At 63.3% G+C, this 18,509-nt stretch carries 17 protein-coding genes; 13 read left to right on the forward strand and 4 right to left on the reverse strand.

Translation table 11 applies throughout. The features are described from left to right. Positions 1-232: 232 nt before the first annotated feature. From VGP39_RS12125 to VGP39_RS12170, 10 genes are all read left to right on the forward strand, one after another. Positions 233-1,045, forward strand: coding sequence for a biotin--[acetyl-CoA-carboxylase] ligase (locus VGP39_RS12125; protein WP_327568386.1), 813 nt, complete (start codon positions 233-235; stop codon positions 1,043-1,045). Next, positions 1,042-2,712: a ribonuclease J gene (locus tag VGP39_RS12130; RefSeq protein WP_327568351.1), complete on the forward strand. Its 1,671-nt coding sequence runs from the start codon at positions 1,042-1,044 to the stop codon at positions 2,710-2,712. The genes VGP39_RS12125 and VGP39_RS12130 overlap by 4 nt, the downstream gene beginning before the upstream one ends. A 291-nt stretch (positions 2,713-3,003) precedes the next feature. Further along, the gene (gene mce, locus VGP39_RS12135; protein WP_327568352.1) at positions 3,004-3,408 is read left to right on the forward strand and encodes a methylmalonyl-CoA epimerase; all 405 of its coding nucleotides are present in this window, start codon (positions 3,004-3,006) and stop codon (positions 3,406-3,408) included. Positions 3,409-3,414: 6 nt separating this feature from the next. Next, positions 3,415-3,690, forward strand: a complete 276-nt coding sequence (locus tag VGP39_RS12140; RefSeq protein ID WP_327568353.1) for a DUF1467 family protein — start codon at positions 3,415-3,417, stop codon at positions 3,688-3,690. A 693-nt stretch (positions 3,691-4,383) separates the two neighbouring features. After that, the gene (locus VGP39_RS12145) at positions 4,384-4,758 is read left to right on the forward strand and encodes a DUF2946 domain-containing protein (protein WP_327568354.1); all 375 of its coding nucleotides are present in this window, start codon (positions 4,384-4,386) and stop codon (positions 4,756-4,758) included. 91 nt (positions 4,759-4,849) lie between these two features. After that, a complete protein-coding gene (locus VGP39_RS12150) occupies positions 4,850-7,300 on the forward strand; it encodes a TonB-dependent receptor (RefSeq protein WP_327568355.1) in 2,451 nt (816 codons plus the stop codon). A 36-nt stretch (positions 7,301-7,336) separates the two neighbouring features. Next, positions 7,337-7,867 carry a YcnI family protein gene (locus tag VGP39_RS12155; protein WP_327568356.1) on the forward strand — a complete coding sequence of 177 codons (531 nt, stop codon included), beginning with the start codon at positions 7,337-7,339 and terminating at the stop codon, positions 7,865-7,867. A gap of 6 nt (positions 7,868-7,873) precedes the next feature. Further along, entirely contained in the window at positions 7,874-9,448 is a 1,575-nt protein-coding gene (locus tag VGP39_RS12160; RefSeq protein WP_327568357.1) for a copper resistance CopC/CopD family protein, read from the forward strand. Positions 9,449-9,709: 261 nt separating this feature from the next. Further along, positions 9,710-10,978 carry a lipoprotein-releasing ABC transporter permease subunit gene (locus VGP39_RS12165; protein WP_327568358.1) on the forward strand — a complete coding sequence of 423 codons (1,269 nt, stop codon included), beginning with the start codon at positions 9,710-9,712 and terminating at the stop codon, positions 10,976-10,978. Positions 10,979-10,983: 5 nt separating this feature from the next. Continuing rightward, positions 10,984-11,682: an ABC transporter ATP-binding protein gene (locus VGP39_RS12170; RefSeq protein ID WP_327568387.1), complete on the forward strand. Its 699-nt coding sequence runs from the start codon at positions 10,984-10,986 to the stop codon at positions 11,680-11,682. 202 nt (positions 11,683-11,884) lie between these two features. On the opposite strand, the gene VGP39_RS12175 is transcribed toward VGP39_RS12170, so the two are convergent. Genes VGP39_RS12175 through VGP39_RS12185 form a run of 3 tightly spaced genes read right to left on the reverse strand, consistent with a single transcriptional unit; the run spans position 11,885 to position 12,750 of the window. Continuing rightward, positions 11,885-12,151 carry a DUF3551 domain-containing protein gene (locus VGP39_RS12175; RefSeq protein ID WP_327568359.1) on the reverse strand — a complete coding sequence of 89 codons (267 nt, stop codon included), beginning with the start codon at positions 12,149-12,151 and terminating at the stop codon, positions 11,885-11,887. A 47-nt stretch (positions 12,152-12,198) separates the two neighbouring features. Further along, positions 12,199-12,453, reverse strand: a complete 255-nt coding sequence (locus VGP39_RS12180; RefSeq protein ID WP_327568360.1) for a DUF3551 domain-containing protein — start codon at positions 12,451-12,453, stop codon at positions 12,199-12,201. Positions 12,454-12,477: 24 nt separating this feature from the next. Further along, positions 12,478-12,750: a DUF3551 domain-containing protein gene (locus VGP39_RS12185; RefSeq protein ID WP_327568361.1), complete on the reverse strand. Its 273-nt coding sequence runs from the start codon at positions 12,748-12,750 to the stop codon at positions 12,478-12,480. 252 nt (positions 12,751-13,002) lie between these two features. Between VGP39_RS12185 and VGP39_RS12190 the strand changes: the two genes are divergently transcribed. Further along, positions 13,003-13,239 carry a hypothetical protein gene (locus tag VGP39_RS12190; RefSeq protein WP_327568362.1) on the forward strand — a complete coding sequence of 79 codons (237 nt, stop codon included), beginning with the start codon at positions 13,003-13,005 and terminating at the stop codon, positions 13,237-13,239. A gap of 448 nt (positions 13,240-13,687) precedes the next feature. Here VGP39_RS12190 and VGP39_RS12195 read toward each other — a convergent pair whose 3' ends face one another. Then, positions 13,688-13,990: a hypothetical protein gene (locus VGP39_RS12195; RefSeq protein ID WP_327568363.1), complete on the reverse strand. Its 303-nt coding sequence runs from the start codon at positions 13,988-13,990 to the stop codon at positions 13,688-13,690. Positions 13,991-14,151: 161 nt separating this feature from the next. On the opposite strand from VGP39_RS12195, the gene VGP39_RS12200 reads away from it, so the two are divergent. Then, positions 14,152-14,502, forward strand: coding sequence for a hypothetical protein (locus VGP39_RS12200; RefSeq protein ID WP_327568388.1), 351 nt, complete (start codon positions 14,152-14,154; stop codon positions 14,500-14,502). Between the two features lie 480 nt (positions 14,503-14,982). Next, complete coding sequence (gene dnaE, locus VGP39_RS12205) at positions 14,983-18,492, forward strand: DNA polymerase III subunit alpha (RefSeq protein WP_327568364.1); 3,510 nt, start codon at positions 14,983-14,985, stop codon at positions 18,490-18,492. Positions 18,493-18,509: the final 17 nt, after the last annotated feature.

The following is an 18,509-nucleotide window of genomic DNA, read 5'->3' on the forward strand; positions in this document are numbered from 1 at the left end:
CGATCAGGCCGTCGATCAGGATGGTGAGGAGGAGATTCATCTCTCACCTCTCCCCGAAGGGGAGAGGTCGACGCGCATCGTCAGATGCGCGGCGGGTGAGGGGCCCTTCTGCGAGTCCGAGCATGTGGAGAAACCCCTCACCCGAAGCCTCCGCTGGCGCTCCGGCTTCGACCTCTCCCCTGCGGGGAGAGGTGACAAGGAGCCGCTTCAACCTGATTTCGTTACGCTCCAGATGACCTTTTCACTCGGTCCGCGCGCGGCCTCGGCGGGCACCAGGCTTGCGGCCTTCGATTCCATCGGCTCGACCAACGCCGAAGCGCTGGCGCGTGCACGCGCCGGCGAGCAAGGGCCGATCTGGCTCGTCACGTCAGAGCAGACCGCGGGTCGCGGACGGCGGCATCGCCCATGGATCGCGCCGCGTGGCAATCTCGCCAGCAGTATCCTGGAAGTGATGGGGATATCGCCGGCCAGCGCCGCGACGCTGGGCTTTGCCGCGGGACTCGCGCTCGAAGCGGCCCTACAGAAGGTGAGCTTTGAGGCGTCGCTGCGGTCGGCGGGATCGGACGAGATGAAATTTGCGTTGAAATGGCCCAATGACGTGCTGGCCGGAAATAAGAAGCTCGCCGGCATTCTGCTGGAAGCGGAAGCCGTCGCCGATAACCGGCTGGCCGTCGTGGTCGGCATCGGCACCAATGTGGTCGCCGCACCGGAGGGAACGCCAGCGCCGGCGATTTCGCTCAAGGCGCTCGGCGTCGACATCAGCGCCGAGGAGCTGTTCGCAGCGTTGTCGGACGCTTGGGTCGAGTATCGCGGCATCTGGGGCGCTGGACGCGGCTTTGCCGAAATCCGCCAAAGATGGCTGGAGCGCGCGGCGGGGTTGGGCCAGCCGGTTTCGATTAGGTCCGGCGGCCCGATCGTGTCGGGCACGTTCGACACCATCGATGAGACCGGTTGCATGATCGTCAGGACATCGGACGGCAGGCGAGTGCCGATATCGGCCGGCGACGTCTATTTCGGCTCGGCGGCATCAGTGGGAGCGGCGTGATGCGGCCCGATGAACTGACCTTCGCGCCGCTCGGCGGCGTCGGCGAGATCGGCATGAACCTGTCGATCTACGGGCTCGGCAATCGCCATCAGCGCTCCTGGCTCGCGGTCGATCTCGGCGTGTCGTTTGGCGACGAGGAGCATCTGCCGGGTATCGACCTGATCATGCCGGATATCTCTTTCCTCGTGAAAGAGCGCAAGAACCTGGTCGGCCTCGTGCTGACGCACGCCCATGAGGACCATTTTGGGGCCATCATGGACCTGTGGCCGAGGCTGAAATGCCCGATCTACGCGACCAGATTCTCGGCCGCGCTGTTCGAGGCCAAGTGCGCCTCCGAGCGCAATCCGCCGAAAATTCCGGTCACCGTGGTGCCGTCGGGCGGCCGTATCGATCTCGGCCCGTTCAGTGTCGAGTTCATTCCGGTGGCGCATTCGATTCCCGAATCCCATGCGCTGGCGATCCACACTTCGGCCGGCACCGTGCTGCACACCGGCGACTGGAAGATCGACCCGACCCCGATCATCGGCGTGCCGACCGACGAGCGGCGCTTGCGCGAAATCGGCGACGCCGGCGTGCTGGCGCTGGTCGGCGATTCCACCAATGCGGTGCGGGAAGGGCGCTCGCCGTCGGAAGCCGAGGTCGCCAAGACCATCACCGGGCTGGTGAAGGCGGCCAAGGGGCGGGTAGCCGTAACTACCTTCGCTTCCAACGTCGCACGGCTTCGTGCGGTTGCCGATGCGGCGCGTGAAGCCGGCCGCGAGGTCGTGGTGATCGGCCGCGCCATGGAGCGCGTGGTGCAGGTGGCGCGCGAGACCGGCTATCTCGACGGCGTGCAGAATTTCCGCGGCGCCGACCTCTACGGGCACTTTCCCCCCGACAAGGTGCTGGCGCTGTGCACCGGCAGCCAGGGCGAGCCGCGCGCGGCGCTGGCGCGTATCGCCAACGACGACCATCCGCAAGTCACCCTGAACAAGGGCGACTGCGTGATCTTTTCCTCGCGCACCATTCCCGGCAACGAGAAGGCCGTCGGTGCGATCATCAACGGCCTGATCGGGCAGGGCGTCGAGGTGATCACCGACCGCACCCATCTGGTCCATGTGTCCGGCCATCCGCGCTGCGACGAACTGCGCGACATGATTTCGTGGGTGCGGCCGCAACTCCTGATTCCGGTGCATGGCGAGGCGCTGCATTTGTTCGAGCACGCCAAACTGGCGCGCGCCGCGGGCGTGCCGAAGGTTCTGGTCTGCAGGAATGGCGACCTGGTCGCGCTCGGGCCGGGCGATCCCGGCATCATCGAGCAGCTGCCGTCGGGCCGGCTCTACAAGGACGGCTCCATCCTGGAGGATTCCAAGTCGCGCGCCGTGGTCGAGCGGCGAAAACTGGCCTTTGCCGGCTGCGCCTTCGTGGCGATTGCCGTAACCGACAAAGGTGAGCTGGCCGACGATCCCGAGGTCGATCTGGTCGGCATTCCGGAAAAGAATACCGCGGGAGAGGTGATCGACGACATCGTATTCGACGTCGTGGTATCGACGGTCGAGGGTCTGCCGCGAGCGCGGCGCCGCGATCCCGATGCGATGGCGGAATCGGTGCGCCGCGCGGTGCGCGCCGCCATCAACGAGCAGTGGGGCAAGAAGCCGCTGTGCTATGTTCATGTCCTGACGGTCTAGAACATGATGGTTTCAAGTCGAATCGCCACGACGCTCAGCTCACCTCTCCCCGGAGGGGAGAGCGTAGGCCGCCTTCGGCGGCCGTTCTTGTTGAAGAACGCCGAAGCGAAGCTTCGGCTATGGCGCATCGTCAGATGCGCGGCGGGTGAGGAGACTCTCTGCGAGTCCGAGTGCGTGGAGAGACCCCTCACCCGAAGCCTTCGCTGGCGCTCCGGCTTTCACCTCTCCCCTGCGGGGAGAGGTGAAAGCAAGCCGCTTCAACCTAAACTCATGAAGCTCTAGGAGCGTATCATGCTGGGCCGGCTCAATCATGTCGCGATCGCGGTCAGGGACGCCGAGAAGGCCGCGAAGATCTATGGCACCGCATTCGGCGCTGAGATATCCGAGGCGGTGCCGCTGCCGGAGCACGGCGTGATCACCGTGTTCGCGACGCTGCCCAACACCAAGATCGAATTCATCCAGCCGCTCGGCGAAGCCTCGCCGATCGCAAAATTCGTCGAGCGAAATCCGGACGGCGGCATCCATCACATCTGCTACGACGTGCCCGACATCATCGCCGCACGCGATACGCTGATCAGGGAAGGCGCGCGGGTGCTTGGCGACGGCCAGCCGAAGATCGGCGCGCATGGCAAGCCGGTGCTGTTCCTGCACCCGAAGGATTTTTCCGGCGCGCTCGTCGAGATCGAACAGGCCTGACCGGCGATGGCCTATACGCTCTCCACCGCGTTTGCGATCTATTTCGTGATCTGGTGGATCACCCTGTTTCTGACGCTGCCGTTCGGCGTGCGCAGCCAGCACGAGGACGGCGAGGGCGTCGCGGGCACCGATCCCGGCGCGCCGATCATGGCGCGCATGGGGCGCAAGCTGATCTGGACTACGGTGATTTCCGCGGCGATCTTCGCGGGGGCGATGCTCGCGTACAATGCCGGCTACCTGAATATCGAGCGGCTGGCGAAATTGATGGGGATTCCGCTGTAGGATGTTGCCGTCATTGCGAGCGAAGCGAAGCAATCCAGAAAGACACAAGCAAGGACTGGATTGCTTCGTCTTCGCTCCTCGCAATGACGGCAAGAACACCGTCATCCCTAAAGGGGCCGCGCGCTTACGCGGCGTTTCGAAGGATGGCCGCGAGCGCTTGGGCCATCCTTCGAGGCTCGCCGAAGGCGGCGAGCGCCTCAGGATGACGGCGGGGTGGTTGGCGGCAGATCTGTGAATCCCGGAAGGCCAAGCCCGGCCATGACGGCGTCGCATCGCTTGTGCCGAACACCTCGAACGCCGGTTCTAAAAAAAAGAGCAGGGCCAAAGCCCCGCTCGAAAAATTGTGTCGACCCTGTTTCCCCGAAAGTTGAGATTTGTCTTTGCTTGACGGGGTGACGCTGCTTGTGCGCGCCGGGCTCCTCCCGAGACTTGGACCACCAGACTTCAACCTTGCGGCTGGCCTGAGCCCGCACTGGTAACCGATCTTGTTCAGCTTGTCACCATATTCAGCAACGATTGTTCAAAATTCGAGCATTTTGCGAAATGAATGCCATTTCGCCACCGCGGGTTGTGCTGGAGATAGTTGTGTCAAAAATAGCGCATTCGTCCGGCCATCATCGCAACCTTCGGAACCTGAACTCGACTCCCGACTCCCTGCATGATTGATTAGCGAAGTCGGAGAGGTGGGGGATCATGCGCCGGCGGCTGGGGAAGTTTCTTCCAATCGTGCTGATTGCAGTATTGGTGCAGATTTTTGCGCCGATCGGCGCAACCTGGGCCGCCAGCATCGCGGCCTCCGATCCGCTGCATGGGGCCGTGATTTGCCATGGCAATGCGGCCTCGGTTCCCAACCAGCCCGATCAACCCGGCCAGTCCCGCGCCCATGACGGCTGCTGTTCGGTTTGCAGCGTGGTTCATACCGGCGCGCCGGTCGATACCCCGCCGGCCGCGGTCGTTGTGCCCTTGCGCCACGCCGCGCGCGTGGTCTGGCGCGACACGCCCCCTGAACTGTTCAGCTCCCGCGCAGGTTCCCACGCCCAGGCGCGCGCGCCGCCGTCCATTTCCTGACCTAACGAACACCTCACGATGGGTGCGGCTTGGCCGCGCCGATTGATGCAGTTGCGCAGGCTGGCCATGCCGCCAGTGTCAGGATCTTCCGATGTTTCGGTTCCATGCCCTGGGTGGCGTGAGCGTTTTGGCGCTTCTGTTGGCGCCGGCAACGATTGCAAATGCCAATCATGATCTGCCGGCGGTCACGGTGGATGCGCCGGCGCCGGTGAAGCGGGTGGCGCGGAAACCTGCGCCGCGCCCAGGCTCCGTTGCACGGCGATCGCACACGGTCGCGACAGCGCCGCAACGGCAAGTCCCGGTCGCCGTCGCCAATGCGGAGGGAAGCGGCCCGGCAGTGCCTGGCACGCCGCCGATCAAGCAGCGCTATCAACTGCCGCAGACCTCCGAGAGCGTCACCGCGCCGGATATCCAGGAGAAGATCAACGTCGTCGATACCGAGGATGCGGTGAAATATCTGCCCAGCCTGTTCGTGCGCAAGCGCAACTACGGCGAAACCCAGCCGGTGCTGGCGACGCGAACCACCGGCCTCGGCGCCAGCGCGCGCAGCCTCGTCTATGCCGACGATATCCTGATCAGCGCCTTGATCGCCAACAACAACACCATCGGCGCGCCGCGCTGGGGCCTCGTCGCGCCGGAGGAAATCCAGCGCGTCGACTTCCTGTACGGGCCGTTTTCGGCGGCCTATCCGGGCAATTCGGTGGGCGGCGTGCTGCTGATCACCACGCGGATGCCGGAAAAATTCGAGATCACGGCAAAGCAGACCGAGGCGCTGCAGACCTTCGATTTCTACAAGACCAAGAACACTTATCGCACCGACCAGACCAGCGTTTCGGTCGGCGACAAGCAAGGCAATTTCTCCTACTTCATCAGCGGCAATTTCCAGAACAGTTATAGCCAGCCACTGGCGTGGGTGACGACGCCGACCGCAGCTCCAGTCGGCGTCACCGGCCTCATTCCGCAGTCCGGCCGCGTGCCCGGCACCATTGCCAATGTCGCCGGCGCAGGCGGCCTGTTGCACACCGAGATGGGGAATGTGAAGGGCAAGTTCGCTTACGACATCACTCCATTGGTGAAGGCGACCTACACCATCGGCTATTGGTCGAACGATACCAAATCGGACGTGCAGAGCTATCTGCAAAACCCGGCCGGCAATCCGACCTTCGGCAACGTCGCCGGCTTCGCCAGCAATTATTACACGCTCAATGAAAAGCATCTTGCCAATGCCGTCTCGGTCAAGTCGGACACCAAGGGCACTTACGACTTCGATCTTTCGGTGTCGCGCTACGACTATCTCGAGAGTATCCAGCGGCTGCCGTTCAGCGTCGTCAAGGACAGCGCGACGTTCACGCCATACGGCAGAATCGCCAGGATGGACGGCACCAACTGGACCAATGCCGACGCCAAGGGGATCTGGCGGCCCAACGACGCACACGACGTCAGCTTCGGCCTGCATGCGGACCGTTACTACCTTAACAACCCGACCTTTCAAACGCCGACCTGGAATGCCGGCCCGGATTCGACGAATTCGCTCTACAGCAACGGCGTCGGCGCCACGCGGACGTTTGCGTTGTGGGCGCAGGACGCCTGGCGGTTCGCGCCGATGTTCAAGCTGACGCTGGGCGGACGGCTGGAGGACTGGCGGGCGTTCGACGGCTCCAATGTGCTGACCACGACCGACAACACGGTGGGCAGTCCGACCAACGGCAACATCCTCAGCACGCTCGCACAGATCCAGCCGGAGCTGAGTGCGGCGCGGTTCTCGCCAAAGGCGTCGCTCGCCTTTGAGCCGTCGCGCGAATGGCTGGTGACGGCATCCATCGGCCAGGCGTCGCGCTTTCCGACCGTTGCCGAGCTTTATCAGGTGGTCACGGCCGGCGTGAATCTCGCGGTGCCGAATCCGAATCTGAGACCCGAGAGCGTGCTCAGCGAAGAAATCGCGGTCGAGCGCCGGTTTGTCGATGGCAAGGTGCGTCTGTCATTGTTCAACGAAAATGTCCATGACGCGCTGATTTCCCAACTGGGTTTCCTGAACGGCATCAACGGTCCGACCGCCACGTTCACGACCAATGTCGAGGCGACCCGCGCCCGGGGCGTCGAACTCGCCGCGCGGAAGGACAATGTCGTCATCCATGGGCTGGAAACCTTCGGTAGCGTCACTTACACCGACGCACGCATCGTCAGCGACCCGAGCTTCGTCAGCACGGTCGGCGGCACCAGCGCGGTCGGCAAGCGGGTGCCGAACATTCCATTGTGGCGCGTCACCGCCGGGGCGACATACCGGCCGAACGCCTACTGGGCGTTGACCGCGGCGCTGCGGCACAGCAGCAAACAATTTTCGACGCTCGACAACACCGATACTGTCCTGAACGTCTTCCAGGCGTTCGATCCCTTCACCGTGGTCGACCTCCGTGCGCAATACAGATTCTCCGAAACCGCGACGGCATCCTTCGGCATCGACAATGTCGGCAACGCCAAATACACGCTGTTCCACCCGTTCCCGCAGCGGGCTTACCTCGCCGATGTCAGGATCAAGTTCTGACCGCCCGGACGTCTCAATGACACGAAAGAAAAGCAAATGAAGCAGAACACCGTTCGCATGATCATCGTCGCCGGGACGACGCTTGCCGCGTTGCCGGCCGCCGCCCATGTCAGCCTGGAAAATCGCCAGGCTAGTCCGGGATCGTATTACAAGGCGGTGTTCGCCGTGCCACATGGCTGCGCCGGCTCCGCCACCGTGAAGATACGGGTTCAGATCCCCGAAGGCGTCATCGCGGTGAAGCCGATGCCGAAGCCCGGCTGGACGCTGGAAACCGTCAAGGGCAAATACGCCGCGAGTTACAATCATCACGGCGCGACCATCGCGGAAGGCGTCAAGGAAGTCGCATGGAGCGGCGGCAAATTGATGGACGACAACTACGATGAATTCGTCGTCGCCACGTTCCTCGCCGGCAGCCTCAAGCCGAACACCATGCTGTATTTTCCGGTGGTGCAGGAATGCGAACAGGGGACCAGCCGCTGGATCGATATCCCCGAAGGGGACAAGAGCGCGCATGGGCATGACGGCAAGTCGCCGGCCCCTAGCCTCAAATTGATGCCGAAACCTTAAGCGTCGATGCGCTTTCTCGCCGGCCTCGCGGCGCTGCTGTCGCTTCTCTGCATCGCGACAAACGCATTTGCGCATGCATCGCTGGTCGCAACCGAGCCGCGCGACGGCAGCATGCTGGCGCAGGCGCCGAAGACGGTGCAGTTGCGGTTCAACGAACCCATAACGCCCGCGGTGATCCGTTTGATCGATTCCGACGGCACCGCGCGCGATGATGCGGTTGTGCATGCCGTTGGTGATACCATCGCCATCACGCTGCCGGACGGCCTGCCACGCGGCACCCAGGTGATCAGTTATCGGGTGATCTCGGCGGATGGGCATCCGGTCGCGGGTTCGATGATGTTTTCAGTCGGCATGGGCAAATCGGGAGCCGTACCGGCCGCGTCGGATTCCGTCGTTGCCACGCTGGTCTGGCTGGCGCGGATCGGCTTATATCTTGGGCTATTCGTCGGTGTCGGCGGGGTGTTTTTCGAAGCGTGGATCGCAGCCGCCCGCGTGCGTTCGGGAACGATCGTACAGGCCCTGGCGCTCGGCCTGTTCAGCGCAGTGGTGTCGCTCGGATGCCAGGGGCTCGATCTGCTCGGGCTTCCGCTCAGCGGCATTTTGACGGCCGCGCCGTGGCAAGCCGCAATTGCGACGACGCTGGGACCGTCCTTGGCTGTAGCGGCAGCAGCGATCGGCCTGGGCTTTCTTGCTCAGCGGTCTCCAGCCGGCAACTTCGCCCGCGCCGCATCGGTCCTGGCGATGACCGGCATCGGCGTGGCGCTGGCATCAAGCGGCCACGCCGGCACGGCACCGCCGCAATGGCTGACCCGGCCTGCGGTATTCCTGCATGCGGTGGGCGTCGCTTATTGGGTCGGCGCGCTAGTGCCGCTGCTCGCGATGCTGCATCAAAAGTCCGCTAATCTCATTGCGGTGCTGCACCGGTTTTCGCGCGGTGCGGTGCCGGTCGTCGGAGGGCTGGTGCTGACCGGGATCGCCCTTGCGATCGTCCAGCTCGAGAGTTTTCACGCGCTGATCGATACCCAATATGGCTGGATACTGTCTATCAAGGTGGCGCTGGTGATCTTGCTGCTGGGAATAGCAGCACTCAATCGCTTCCGCCTGACGCCGGTGCTGGCGTCCGACCGGAAGAATACGCAGCCGCTGGCTCGCTCTGTCCTGTTCGAGTGCGCCATCGTTATCGGAGTTTTGGCGGTTGTCGCCGGATGGCGTTTCACGCCGCCGCCGCGATCGCTGGCCGCCGCCGTTGGTCCACAGCTCGCCCTCCACATCCATTCCGACAAGGCGATGCTTCAGGTGCTGGTTTCGTCGGGGAAGCCCGGCATCGACAGCTTCGTGCTGCAGATCATGGCGGGCGACGCCAGTCCGCTGCAGGCAAAGCAGGTTACGCTGATCCTGAGCCTGCCCGAGAAAGGCATCGAACCCATGGAGCGCAAGGCAACGCTGGCCCCGGACGGCAACTGGACCGTCCGTGACATGCCGATCCCCTTTGCCGGCCGCTGGCGGGTGCGCGTGGAAGCTCTGGTCACCGACTTCGAGAAGGTCACGCTGGAGGACCAACTCGATGTGCCGCCGCGATGACATGGCTGCTTGAATTGTTATCCAGCGCCTTGCGCGGACTGGCTCGCGTCGCGATTGATCTCCGCAAAACCCAGGAAATCAGCGTATTTTCGGGCTTTCGCTGAAATCTCGCCCTTGTGTTTTGGCGCCCGATCCGGTTTCACTGCTGGCTTTCCGTGGGCCGCCGGTTCCTGATGATTTATCCACCGCGAGGCGACGGGCCCCAGCCGTCACGGCTAGAATTCGCCCGAATCGTGTGAAAATGAAACTATAGATGATGCCATGAGCGAGCCAATTCGAACCCGACCTTTCGCGCCATTCGAATGGCTGCTGTCCACGCGCTATTTGCGCGCGCGACGCAAGGAAGGCTTCATTTCCGTCATCGCCGGCTTTTCCTTCCTGGGCATCATGCTTGGCGTCGCCACGCTGATCATCGTGATGGCGGTCATGAACGGCTTTCGCAAAGAACTGCTGGACAAGATTCTCGGCCTCAACGGTCACCTGCTGGTGCAGCCGCTGGAATCCCCGCTGACCGACTGGAAGGATGTCGCCGAGCGCATCAATCAGGTCGCCGGCATCAAACTGGCGGCGCCGGTGGTGGACGGCCAGGCGTTGGCGTCCTCGCCGTTCAATGCGGCGGGCGTGCTGGTGCGCGGGATGCGCTCCGCCGACCTCGACAATCTCACTTCGATCGCGAAGAACATCAAGCAGGGCACGCTCGAAGGTTTTGACGGTGGCCAGGGCGTCGCGATCGGACGGCGGCTCGCCGATCAATTATCGCTGCATGCCGGCGACAGCATCATCTTGGTCGCGCCGCGCGGCGCGGTCACGCCGATGGGCACGACGCCGCGCATCAAGCCGTACAAGGTTGCTGCGGTATTCGAGATCAGTATGTCGGAGTACGATTCGACGATGGTGTTCATGCCGCTGGCGGAAGCGCAGGCCTACTTCAACCGCAACTCCGACGTGACCTCGATCGAAGTCTTCACCACCAATCCCGACAAGATCGACGCCTTCCGCAAGTCGGTGACCGAAGCCGCGGGCCGGCCGGTATTCCTGGTGGATTGGCGGCAGCGCAATTCGACCTTCTTCAATGCGCTTCAGGTCGAGCGCAACGTGATGTTCCTGATCCTGACCCTGATCATCCTGGTCGCGGCGCTGAACATCGTCTCGGGCCTGATCATGCTGGTGAAGGACAAAGGCAGCGACATCGCGATCCTGCGCACCATGGGCGCTTCGCAAGGCTCGATCATGCGCGTGTTCCTGATCACCGGCGCGGCGATCGGCGTGGTCGGTACCATCGCCGGGTTCTTCGTCGGCATGCTGATCTGCCTGAACATCGAATCGATCCGGCAATTCCTGTCCTGGCTCACCAACACCGAGCTGTTTTCGCCGGAGCTGTATTTTCTCTCGAAGCTGCCGGCCGAAATCGATGTCGGCGAGACCAGCGCCGTGGTGATCATGGCGCTGACGCTGTCCTTCCTCGCCACGCTCTATCCGTCATGGCGTGCCGCACGCCTCGATCCCGTCGAAGCATTGCGGTACGAGTGACCGAGATGGAGCAGGGGGCGGAAGATGTGCCGGTCGTTTATCTTCACGAGATCAAGCGCCAGTACACGCAGGGCGAAGCGACGCTGACGATACTCGACGGGGCCACACTGGCGCTGTGGGCGGGACAATCGGTGGCGCTGGTGGCGCCGTCGGGCGCGGGCAAATCGACGCTGCTGCACATCGCCGGCCTGCTGGAAAGTCCCGACGATGGCGAGGTCTATGTCGGCGGCACCGCGACGTCGGGACTGTCCGACGTCGAGCGGACCCAGATCCGCCGCACCGATATCGGCTTTGTCTATCAATCGCACCGGCTGCTGCCGGAATTTTCCGCGCTCGAAAACGTCATGCTGCCGCAGATGATCCGCGGCCTCAAGCGCGCCGAGACCGCCGAGCGCGCCAAGGAAATCCTGGCCTATCTCGGCCTCGGCGATCGCATCACCCATCGCCCAAGCGAATTGTCAGGGGGCGAACAGCAGCGGGTGGCGATTGCCCGCGCCGTCGCCAATGCGCCCAAGGTTCTGTTCGCGGACGAGCCGACCGGCAATCTCGACCCACACACGGCGGACCATGTGTTCCAGGCCTTGATGCAGCTGGTCAAGGCGACGCGCGTCGCGATGTTGATCGCGACCCATAACATGGAACTGGCCGGCCGCATGGACCGGCGGGTGTCGCTGAGGGACGGCCAGGTCGTCGAGATGGACTAGCGCGCGATGTGCTTAGGTCGAAGCGGTTCGCGCCACCTCTCCCCGCAGGGGAGAGGTCGAAGCCGGAGCGCAGCGCAGGCTTCGGGTGAGGGGGCTCTCCACGCAATCGGGCTCACGTCAGCCCCTCACCCGGATCGCATCTGACGATGCGATCCGACCTCTCCCCTGCGGGGAGAGGTGAGCTGAACGTCATGGCGAGCGCTCAGTAAGCGCCGCGCTGCCGATAGGCGCGGCCGCCGGGGGCCGGCCCGGGATAGGCAGCGAATACGTTGGGATAGCACTCGGCCGCGCGCCCCGAGGCGGTCGCCTTGCATTGCGCCATCGAGGTGTAGGTGCACTCGTTGTAGGTGGCGGGCCCATAGACCCGCAAACAGACGGGATAATCGTATCCGGCCTGGGCTGGAGCCGCCCCGACCGCCGAAATGGCCGATATCGCCAACAACCCTAACATCGCTGATGCATTGCGCATGATAGCCTCGCTTGCGGCCGGCGGCCGCGTCTTGCCTAGATCGCGTTTCAATAGCGCCGTCGGCTGCTCCTGTTCGGTTGCAGGTCGGCGTTCTGGCTGAAATAGGGATTGGCGGCGCAATAAGCCAGGCGGCCGGAGGCCGAGGCCTGACACTGCTGATAGGTCGCAAAACTGCAGTCGCCGAGACCGCTGCCGTAGTCGCACCCCTTGATGCAATACGGATAGTCCTTTGCCGCGGCCGGCGCCGTGCCGGTCGTGCAAGCCGCCCCGAACGCCATCAATGCCAGCACTGCCTTGCGCATGATTGGCCCCGCTCGGTTCGTCGTTCAGTAGCGGTAATAGCCGGGCGGCGGCCGGCGCCCGCGGTAGCCGTCCGGCTCGCCGCCGGCCGCATAGAACGGATTGGCGACGCAATACAGAAATCGGCCGGATGCGCTCGCCTGGCACTGCTGGTAGCTGGTGAAGGTGCAGTTGCTTAAGCCCGGAGAATCGTTGCCCTGCAGGCAAAACGGATAGCGGCTACCCACGGCCTCGGCCGGAGCCGTGGCAGCCATCGTCAGCCCGCAGACGGCGGCCAAGGCTAAAAGGATGTGGCGCATGCGGTACCTCCTGCCGGCCGACGCCGGCTTCATCAATTCCTCGACTGCAACCCAAGCCAGCGGATAGGGTTCCCGTCAATTCACGTTCGTGCGCTTGGCGCGGGCAAAGGTTCACCGCCGGGCTCGGCCAGACCTGAAAACCAGCCGCTACGCTGCTGACGTCCGACGCCCGAACCCTCTTGGGGAGTGCGTCAGTCTGGTCGCGGCCGAAATAGGTTGCCCGAAAACCCCGGCGGAGCATAGTCGTGAGGCATGCCCTCGAAGCGTACAAGCAAGAACTACACGATCCAGCTCTTCCAGATCGGGCCTGACAAGCGCGAGATTGATCTTCTCATGATCAATTTCCACGCCGACAGCCTCGCATCGGCGCAGGCTCAGACCATGATCTATTTGAGAAATGACACGTTTGTGAAGGGGATCGACGGCGCCAAGCTGTTGCGCGACGCCGCCGAGGTCTGGCGCTGGCGCAAGGGGAAAGAGGCGGAATGACCAGCGGTTGCTTGCGTCTTCCTGCGCTCGCTCGCGAAAACTCGAACCGGCGTTAACCAAGCGATTTCTTTCGGGGCATTTTCTCAAACTGACTCGCTACCGCGCCTTGAGGTCCTGGCCGAATTAGGCCACTCGCAGATGCAAACAGGCCACTAACAAAACGTCATTCACAAAAAACAGAAAGCCGCTGAGACGGTGTGGATGGGGCAGACCGCATCTGGCGGGACGTTCCGCACGCGGCTTGGTGCGGCCAAGATGTTCGGCTTGATTGAGACCGGACAGGGCCGGGCTACGCTGAATCAGCTTGGACGGGACGCGCTTGCTCCACGTTGCAAGGAGTGCGATGGCAAGGGGCGGGTTGAGGCCAACTCTGTGTGACTCACACAGCAAATCCCGCTGTGTGAATCACACAACGAAAGAGGTCGCCAACTGAGGCGGTCTTACAGCATCAATTGGTGCGCGCCCGACTCATATTTTTGTGTATCTTTCGACCGGTAGGAGACGGCGACGTGGCGGTGATTCTATTTTTTTTCTGAAGTGCCACCATGACTGAGCCACCCACTTTTGAATCCGGGTGTCCGTTAATGCCGGCCGGGCGGCCTCCGCCACCTCCGCGGCCAACTTTGATGTCATCGCCAGGGCCAGTAGGGATGTTCTTGATTTGAAGCCGCGCTTCAGCAATTGCGCCCGTCGTCATAGCGAGCGCCAGCAAACCGCTGCACAGCAGCGGGCCGAAAAAACGGATGGTCATGAAATTCCCCTCCGAGGATGCAGGCCGAATGGCTCGGAGGCAACCTAGACTCTCCGACGAACCGGGGCGCTGCGGCAAATTAGGCCAACGCCAAATTCAAATTGGGCCACTCCAGGTCGAAACAGGCCAGTACCCGCCTTGGATAGTGGGTCAGTTTGATTGTGGCAGAGTTCCGGGCTGGAAAATGGAGTAGCCGGGCGCATATTCCGGTGATGACACGAACCATTGGCCCCAAAGAACGGCAGATCATGGATTATCTCCATGAGCACATCTTTGACCCGATCTTGGTATCTGGCACGGCTTCCACAGCCCTCAAGCAAGGCGTCAGACTAACAATTATCCGCATGATGGAGCGCGATGCTCTTGGGATGGATTATTTCTGGGCGGCTCTAAAGGGTACGGAACGCAGCATCGGGTTTGCCGCTAGGATGCGCAATGAGGGATTCGACCGCTTCGAGGAGGCGCTGGAGGACTTCCGCGTCCGTTTCGGCGATCGGTTTTTGAGGCCATAATGACCCCCAAGCGCCCTAGGGCTTGCCAAGGCGATTATTGAATATTCGCCACAGGGGAGAAGCCGGAGGCTCCTATGCTTGAGGGCAGTCCGGCAGGTCAACAATTAACCACAGGGGTCATTTCTCAAACTGACCCGCTACCGCGGCTTGACTTAAGAACAAAGACGGAACAATGTTCCTCCTATGTTCTACATCGCAGGGAGCGGGACATGTTGAAGACTTTTGTTGAAGAGGCTGCGGCGCTGGCGTCTATCGTGCTGTTCGTCGGGATGGTTGCGGTCTGGGCGCAATTGATTCCCCAGCTTTGATCCGGCGGCCCGGGAGGCTGGGGAAAAGCGGGACGCCGGGCTGAAAAGCCCGGTTCCGCGTGGACAGCTTGGGCCGGAGCCATCACCATCGGCGGGCGAGTCGGCCTTGGAGGTCGTGGTGCTCCCTCAAGCCGGTGATCGTTCAAATCCCATGATTCAAAAGCCCCGGGCCATGTCAAATGCCGGATTCGTCCACCTGCACGTCCATTCGGCCTATTCGCTGCTGAAGGGGTCGATCAAGATCGCCAAACTCGGCGAACTCGCCAAGGCGGACCGGCAGCCGGCGCTGGCGCTGACCGACACCGACAACATGTTCGGGGCGCTGGAGTTTTCCGACAAGATGGCCGGTTACGGCATCCAGCCGATCATCGGCTGTGAACTGGCCGTCGATTTCGCCGACCAGGACGCCAATGCCCGCAATGCCCTGGCGACGGGTCCGGCGCGGATCGTGCTGCTGGCGGCGCGCGAGGCCGGCTACCGCAATCTGATGCGGCTGAATTCGCGGGCGTTCCTGGAAACGCCAATTCACCAGACACCGCACATCAAATTCGACTGGCTTGAAGGCAACGCCGAAGGCCTGCTTGCGTTGACCGGCGGGCCTGAGGGTCCGATCGCGCTCGCCCTCAATGCCGACCAGGCCGCGCTCGCCGCGTTGCGTTGCGACCGGCTGGCGCAATTGTTCGGCGACCGGCTCTACATTGAATTGCAGCGGCATGGCACCCAGAAGGAGCGGCGCGCCGAAGGCGCGCTGATCGATCTTGCCTATGCCAAAGGATTTCCGCTGGTCGCGACCAACGAGCCGTATTTTGCGAGCACGGACGATTACGAAGCGCACGACGCGCTGCTGTGCATCGCCGGCGGACGCCTCGTCGCCGAAACCGACCGCGATCAACTGACCCCGGATCATCGCTTCAAGACCCGCGCCGAAATGGCGGTGCTGTTCGCCGATATTCCCGAAGCGCTGGCCTCCACGATCGAAATCGCCGAGCGCTGCGCGTTCCGCCCGACCACGCGCAAGCCGATCCTGCCGCGCTTCACGGTCGGCGCGGGCGCGAGCGCCGCGGGTGCGGAAAGCGACGAGGCCGCCGAACTGCGCCGTCAGGCCGAGGAGGGACTTGCCCACCGCATCAGGGTCCATGGCCTCGCCCAGGGCGAGACCGAGGAGAATTATCATGCGCGGCTGGCCTTCGAGATCGATGTCATCACCCGCATGAATTATGCGGGCTACTTCCTGATCGTCGCCGATTTCATCCAGTGGGCCAAAGCGGAAGGCATTCCGGTCGGGCCGGGGCGCGGCTCCGGCGCGGGATCGCTGGTCGCCTATGCATTGACCATCACCGATCTCGACCCGATCCGTTTTGGTCTCTTGTTCGAGCGCTTTCTCAATCCCGAGCGGGTGTCGATGCCGGACTTCGATATCGACTTCTGCCAGGACCGCCGCGACGAGGTCATCGACTATGTGCAGAAGCGCTACGGCCGCGATCAGGTGGCGCAGATCATCACCTTCGGCACGCTGCAGGCGCGGGGCGTGCTGCGCGATGTCGGCCGCGTGCTGCAGATGCCCTACGGCCAGGTCGACAAGCTGACAAAACTGGTGCCGCAAAATCCCGCGGCGCCGGTGACATTGGCCGCGGCGATTGCGGGCGAGCCCAAGCTGCAGGCGTTTCGCGACGAAGACTCTGTCGTTGCGCGCGCCTTCGATATCGCCCAGCGCCTGGAAGGCCTGACCCGGCACGCCTCGACCCATGCCGCCGGCATCGTGATCGCCGACCGGCCCTTGAGCGAACTCGTGCCGCTCTACCGCGATCCGAAATCCGACATGCCGGTGACCCAGTTCAACATGAAATGGGTCGAGCCGGCGGGTCTCGTCAAATTCGACTTCCTCGGCCTGAAAACGCTCACCGTGCTCGATCTCGCCGTAAAACTGTTGAAGCAGCGCGGCGTCGAACTCGATCTGCCGACGCTGCCGCTCGACGATCCCCAGAGTTATCAAATGCTGGCGCGCGGCGATGTCGTCGGCGTGTTCCAGGTGGAAAGCCAGGGCATGCGCCGCGCGCTGGTCGACATGCGGCCCGACCGTTTTGAGGACATCATCGCGCTGGTGGCGCTGTATCGCCCGGGGCCGATGGCGAACATTCCGACCTATTGTGCGCGCAAGCACGGCGACGAGGAGCCGGAATATCTGCATCCCATGCTGGAGCCGATCCTGAAGGAGACCTTCGGCGTCATCATCTACCAGGAACAGGTGATGCAGATCGCTCAGGTGATGGCCGGCTATTCGCTCGGCGAAGCCGACCTGCTGCGCCGCGCCATGGGCAAGAAGATCCGCAAGGAAATGGAGCAGCAGCGCGAGCGTTTCGTGTCCGGCGCCATCCAGCGCGGCATCCAGCCGGGGCAGGCGGACACGATCTTCGAACTGCTCGCCAAGTTCGCCGACTACGGCTTCAACAAGAGCCATGCCGCGGCCTACGCGATGGTGTCCTACCATACCGCCTATATGAAGACGCATTATCCGGTCGAATTCCTCGCGGCCTCGATGACGCTGGACATGAGCAATACCGACAAGCTGTCGGAGTTTCGCAGCGAGGCCCAGCGGCTTGACATCAAGGTCGAGGCGCCCAACGTCAATCGCTCGGGCGCCACGTTCGAAGTCAGCGACGGTATCATCTACTACGCGCTGGCCGGCCTGAAAGGCGTCGGCGCGCAGGCGGTCGAGTTGATCGTGGAGGCGCGCAAGGACGGGCTGTTCACGTCGCTGGCCGATTTCGCAGCACGGGTAAATCCGCGCGCGATCAACAAGCGCGTCATCGAGAGCCTCGCCGCTGCCGGCGCTTTCGACGCGCTGGACTCCAACCGTGCGCGGGTGTTCGCCGGCGCAGAATCCATTCTGGCGGCCTGCCAGCGCAGCCACGAGGCGGCGACGATGGGGCAGAACGACATGTTCGGCGGCGCGGCCGATGCTCCCAGCATCATGCTGCCGCAGGTCGAGCCGTGGCTGCCGGCCGAGCGGCTGCGGCGCGAATACGACGCCATCGGGTTCTTCCTCTCGGGCCATCCGCTGGACGATTACGCCACCGCGCTGAAGCGGCTGCGGGTGCAATCCTGGGCGGAGTTTTCGCGCGCGGTAAAGACGGGTGCTACCGCCGGCAAGGTTGCCGCAACCGTGGTGTCGCGGATGGAGCGGCGGACCAAGACCGGCAACAAGATGGGCATCATCGGGCTGTCCGACCCGACCGGCCACTTCGAGGCGGTGCTGTTTTCCGAAGGCCTTGCCCAGTATCGCGACATCCTGGAGCCCGGCACCGCCGTGCTGATGCAGCTCGGCGCCGAGCTGCAGGGCGAGGACGTCCGCGCCCGTGTGTTGCACGCCGAGCCGCTCGATGCCGCGGCGGCGAAGACGCAAAAGGGTTTGAGGATATTTTTGCGCGATACCAAACCGCTGGATTCGATCGTGCGGCGGCTGCAGATGCCGGAAGCGGCGGCCCAAAGCGGAGCCTCGCGCGGGCCAGCGGCCAAACCCGCCGCAGCTAGCGGGAATGGCGATGGCGACGTGTCGCTGGTGCTGATGCTCGACCTCGAAACCGAGGTCGAAATAAAGCTCCCGGGGCGCTCTAGGGTATCCCCGCAGATCGCGGGCGCGATCAAGGCGGTTTCGGGCGTGGTGGACGTCCAGACGGTGTAGAGGCGGATGCGGTGCTC

The sequence above is a fragment of the Bradyrhizobium sp. genome (assembly GCF_036009065.1).
Lineage (GTDB): Bacteria > Pseudomonadota > Alphaproteobacteria > Rhizobiales > Xanthobacteraceae > Bradyrhizobium.

Excerpts from the sequence above, each read along its gene's own strand:
- VGP39_RS12125 (WP_327568386.1), top strand. The coding sequence starts at position 233 with ATGACCTTTTCACTCGGTCCGCGCGCGGCCTCGGCGGGCACCAGGCTT.
- mce (WP_327568352.1), top strand. The coding sequence starts at position 3,004 with ATGCTGGGCCGGCTCAATCATGTCGCGATCGCGGTCAGGGACGCCGAG.
- VGP39_RS12140 (WP_327568353.1), top strand. The coding sequence starts at position 3,415 with ATGGCCTATACGCTCTCCACCGCGTTTGCGATCTATTTCGTGATCTGG.
- VGP39_RS12145 (WP_327568354.1), top strand. The coding sequence starts at position 4,384 with ATGCGCCGGCGGCTGGGGAAGTTTCTTCCAATCGTGCTGATTGCAGTA.
- VGP39_RS12150 (WP_327568355.1), top strand. The coding sequence starts at position 4,850 with ATGTTTCGGTTCCATGCCCTGGGTGGCGTGAGCGTTTTGGCGCTTCTG.
- VGP39_RS12155 (WP_327568356.1), top strand. The coding sequence starts at position 7,337 with ATGAAGCAGAACACCGTTCGCATGATCATCGTCGCCGGGACGACGCTT.
- VGP39_RS12160 (WP_327568357.1), top strand. The coding sequence starts at position 7,874 with ATGCGCTTTCTCGCCGGCCTCGCGGCGCTGCTGTCGCTTCTCTGCATC.
- VGP39_RS12165 (WP_327568358.1), top strand. The coding sequence starts at position 9,710 with ATGAGCGAGCCAATTCGAACCCGACCTTTCGCGCCATTCGAATGGCTG.
- VGP39_RS12170 (WP_327568387.1), top strand. The coding sequence starts at position 10,984 with ATGGAGCAGGGGGCGGAAGATGTGCCGGTCGTTTATCTTCACGAGATC.
- VGP39_RS12175 (WP_327568359.1), bottom strand. The coding sequence starts at position 12,151 with ATGCGCAATGCATCAGCGATGTTAGGGTTGTTGGCGATATCGGCCATT.
- VGP39_RS12180 (WP_327568360.1), bottom strand. The coding sequence starts at position 12,453 with ATGCGCAAGGCAGTGCTGGCATTGATGGCGTTCGGGGCGGCTTGCACG.
- VGP39_RS12185 (WP_327568361.1), bottom strand. The coding sequence starts at position 12,750 with ATGCGCCACATCCTTTTAGCCTTGGCCGCCGTCTGCGGGCTGACGATG.
- VGP39_RS12190 (WP_327568362.1), top strand. The coding sequence starts at position 13,003 with ATGCCCTCGAAGCGTACAAGCAAGAACTACACGATCCAGCTCTTCCAG.
- VGP39_RS12195 (WP_327568363.1), bottom strand. The coding sequence starts at position 13,990 with ATGACCATCCGTTTTTTCGGCCCGCTGCTGTGCAGCGGTTTGCTGGCG.
- dnaE (WP_327568364.1), top strand. The coding sequence starts at position 14,983 with ATGTCAAATGCCGGATTCGTCCACCTGCACGTCCATTCGGCCTATTCG.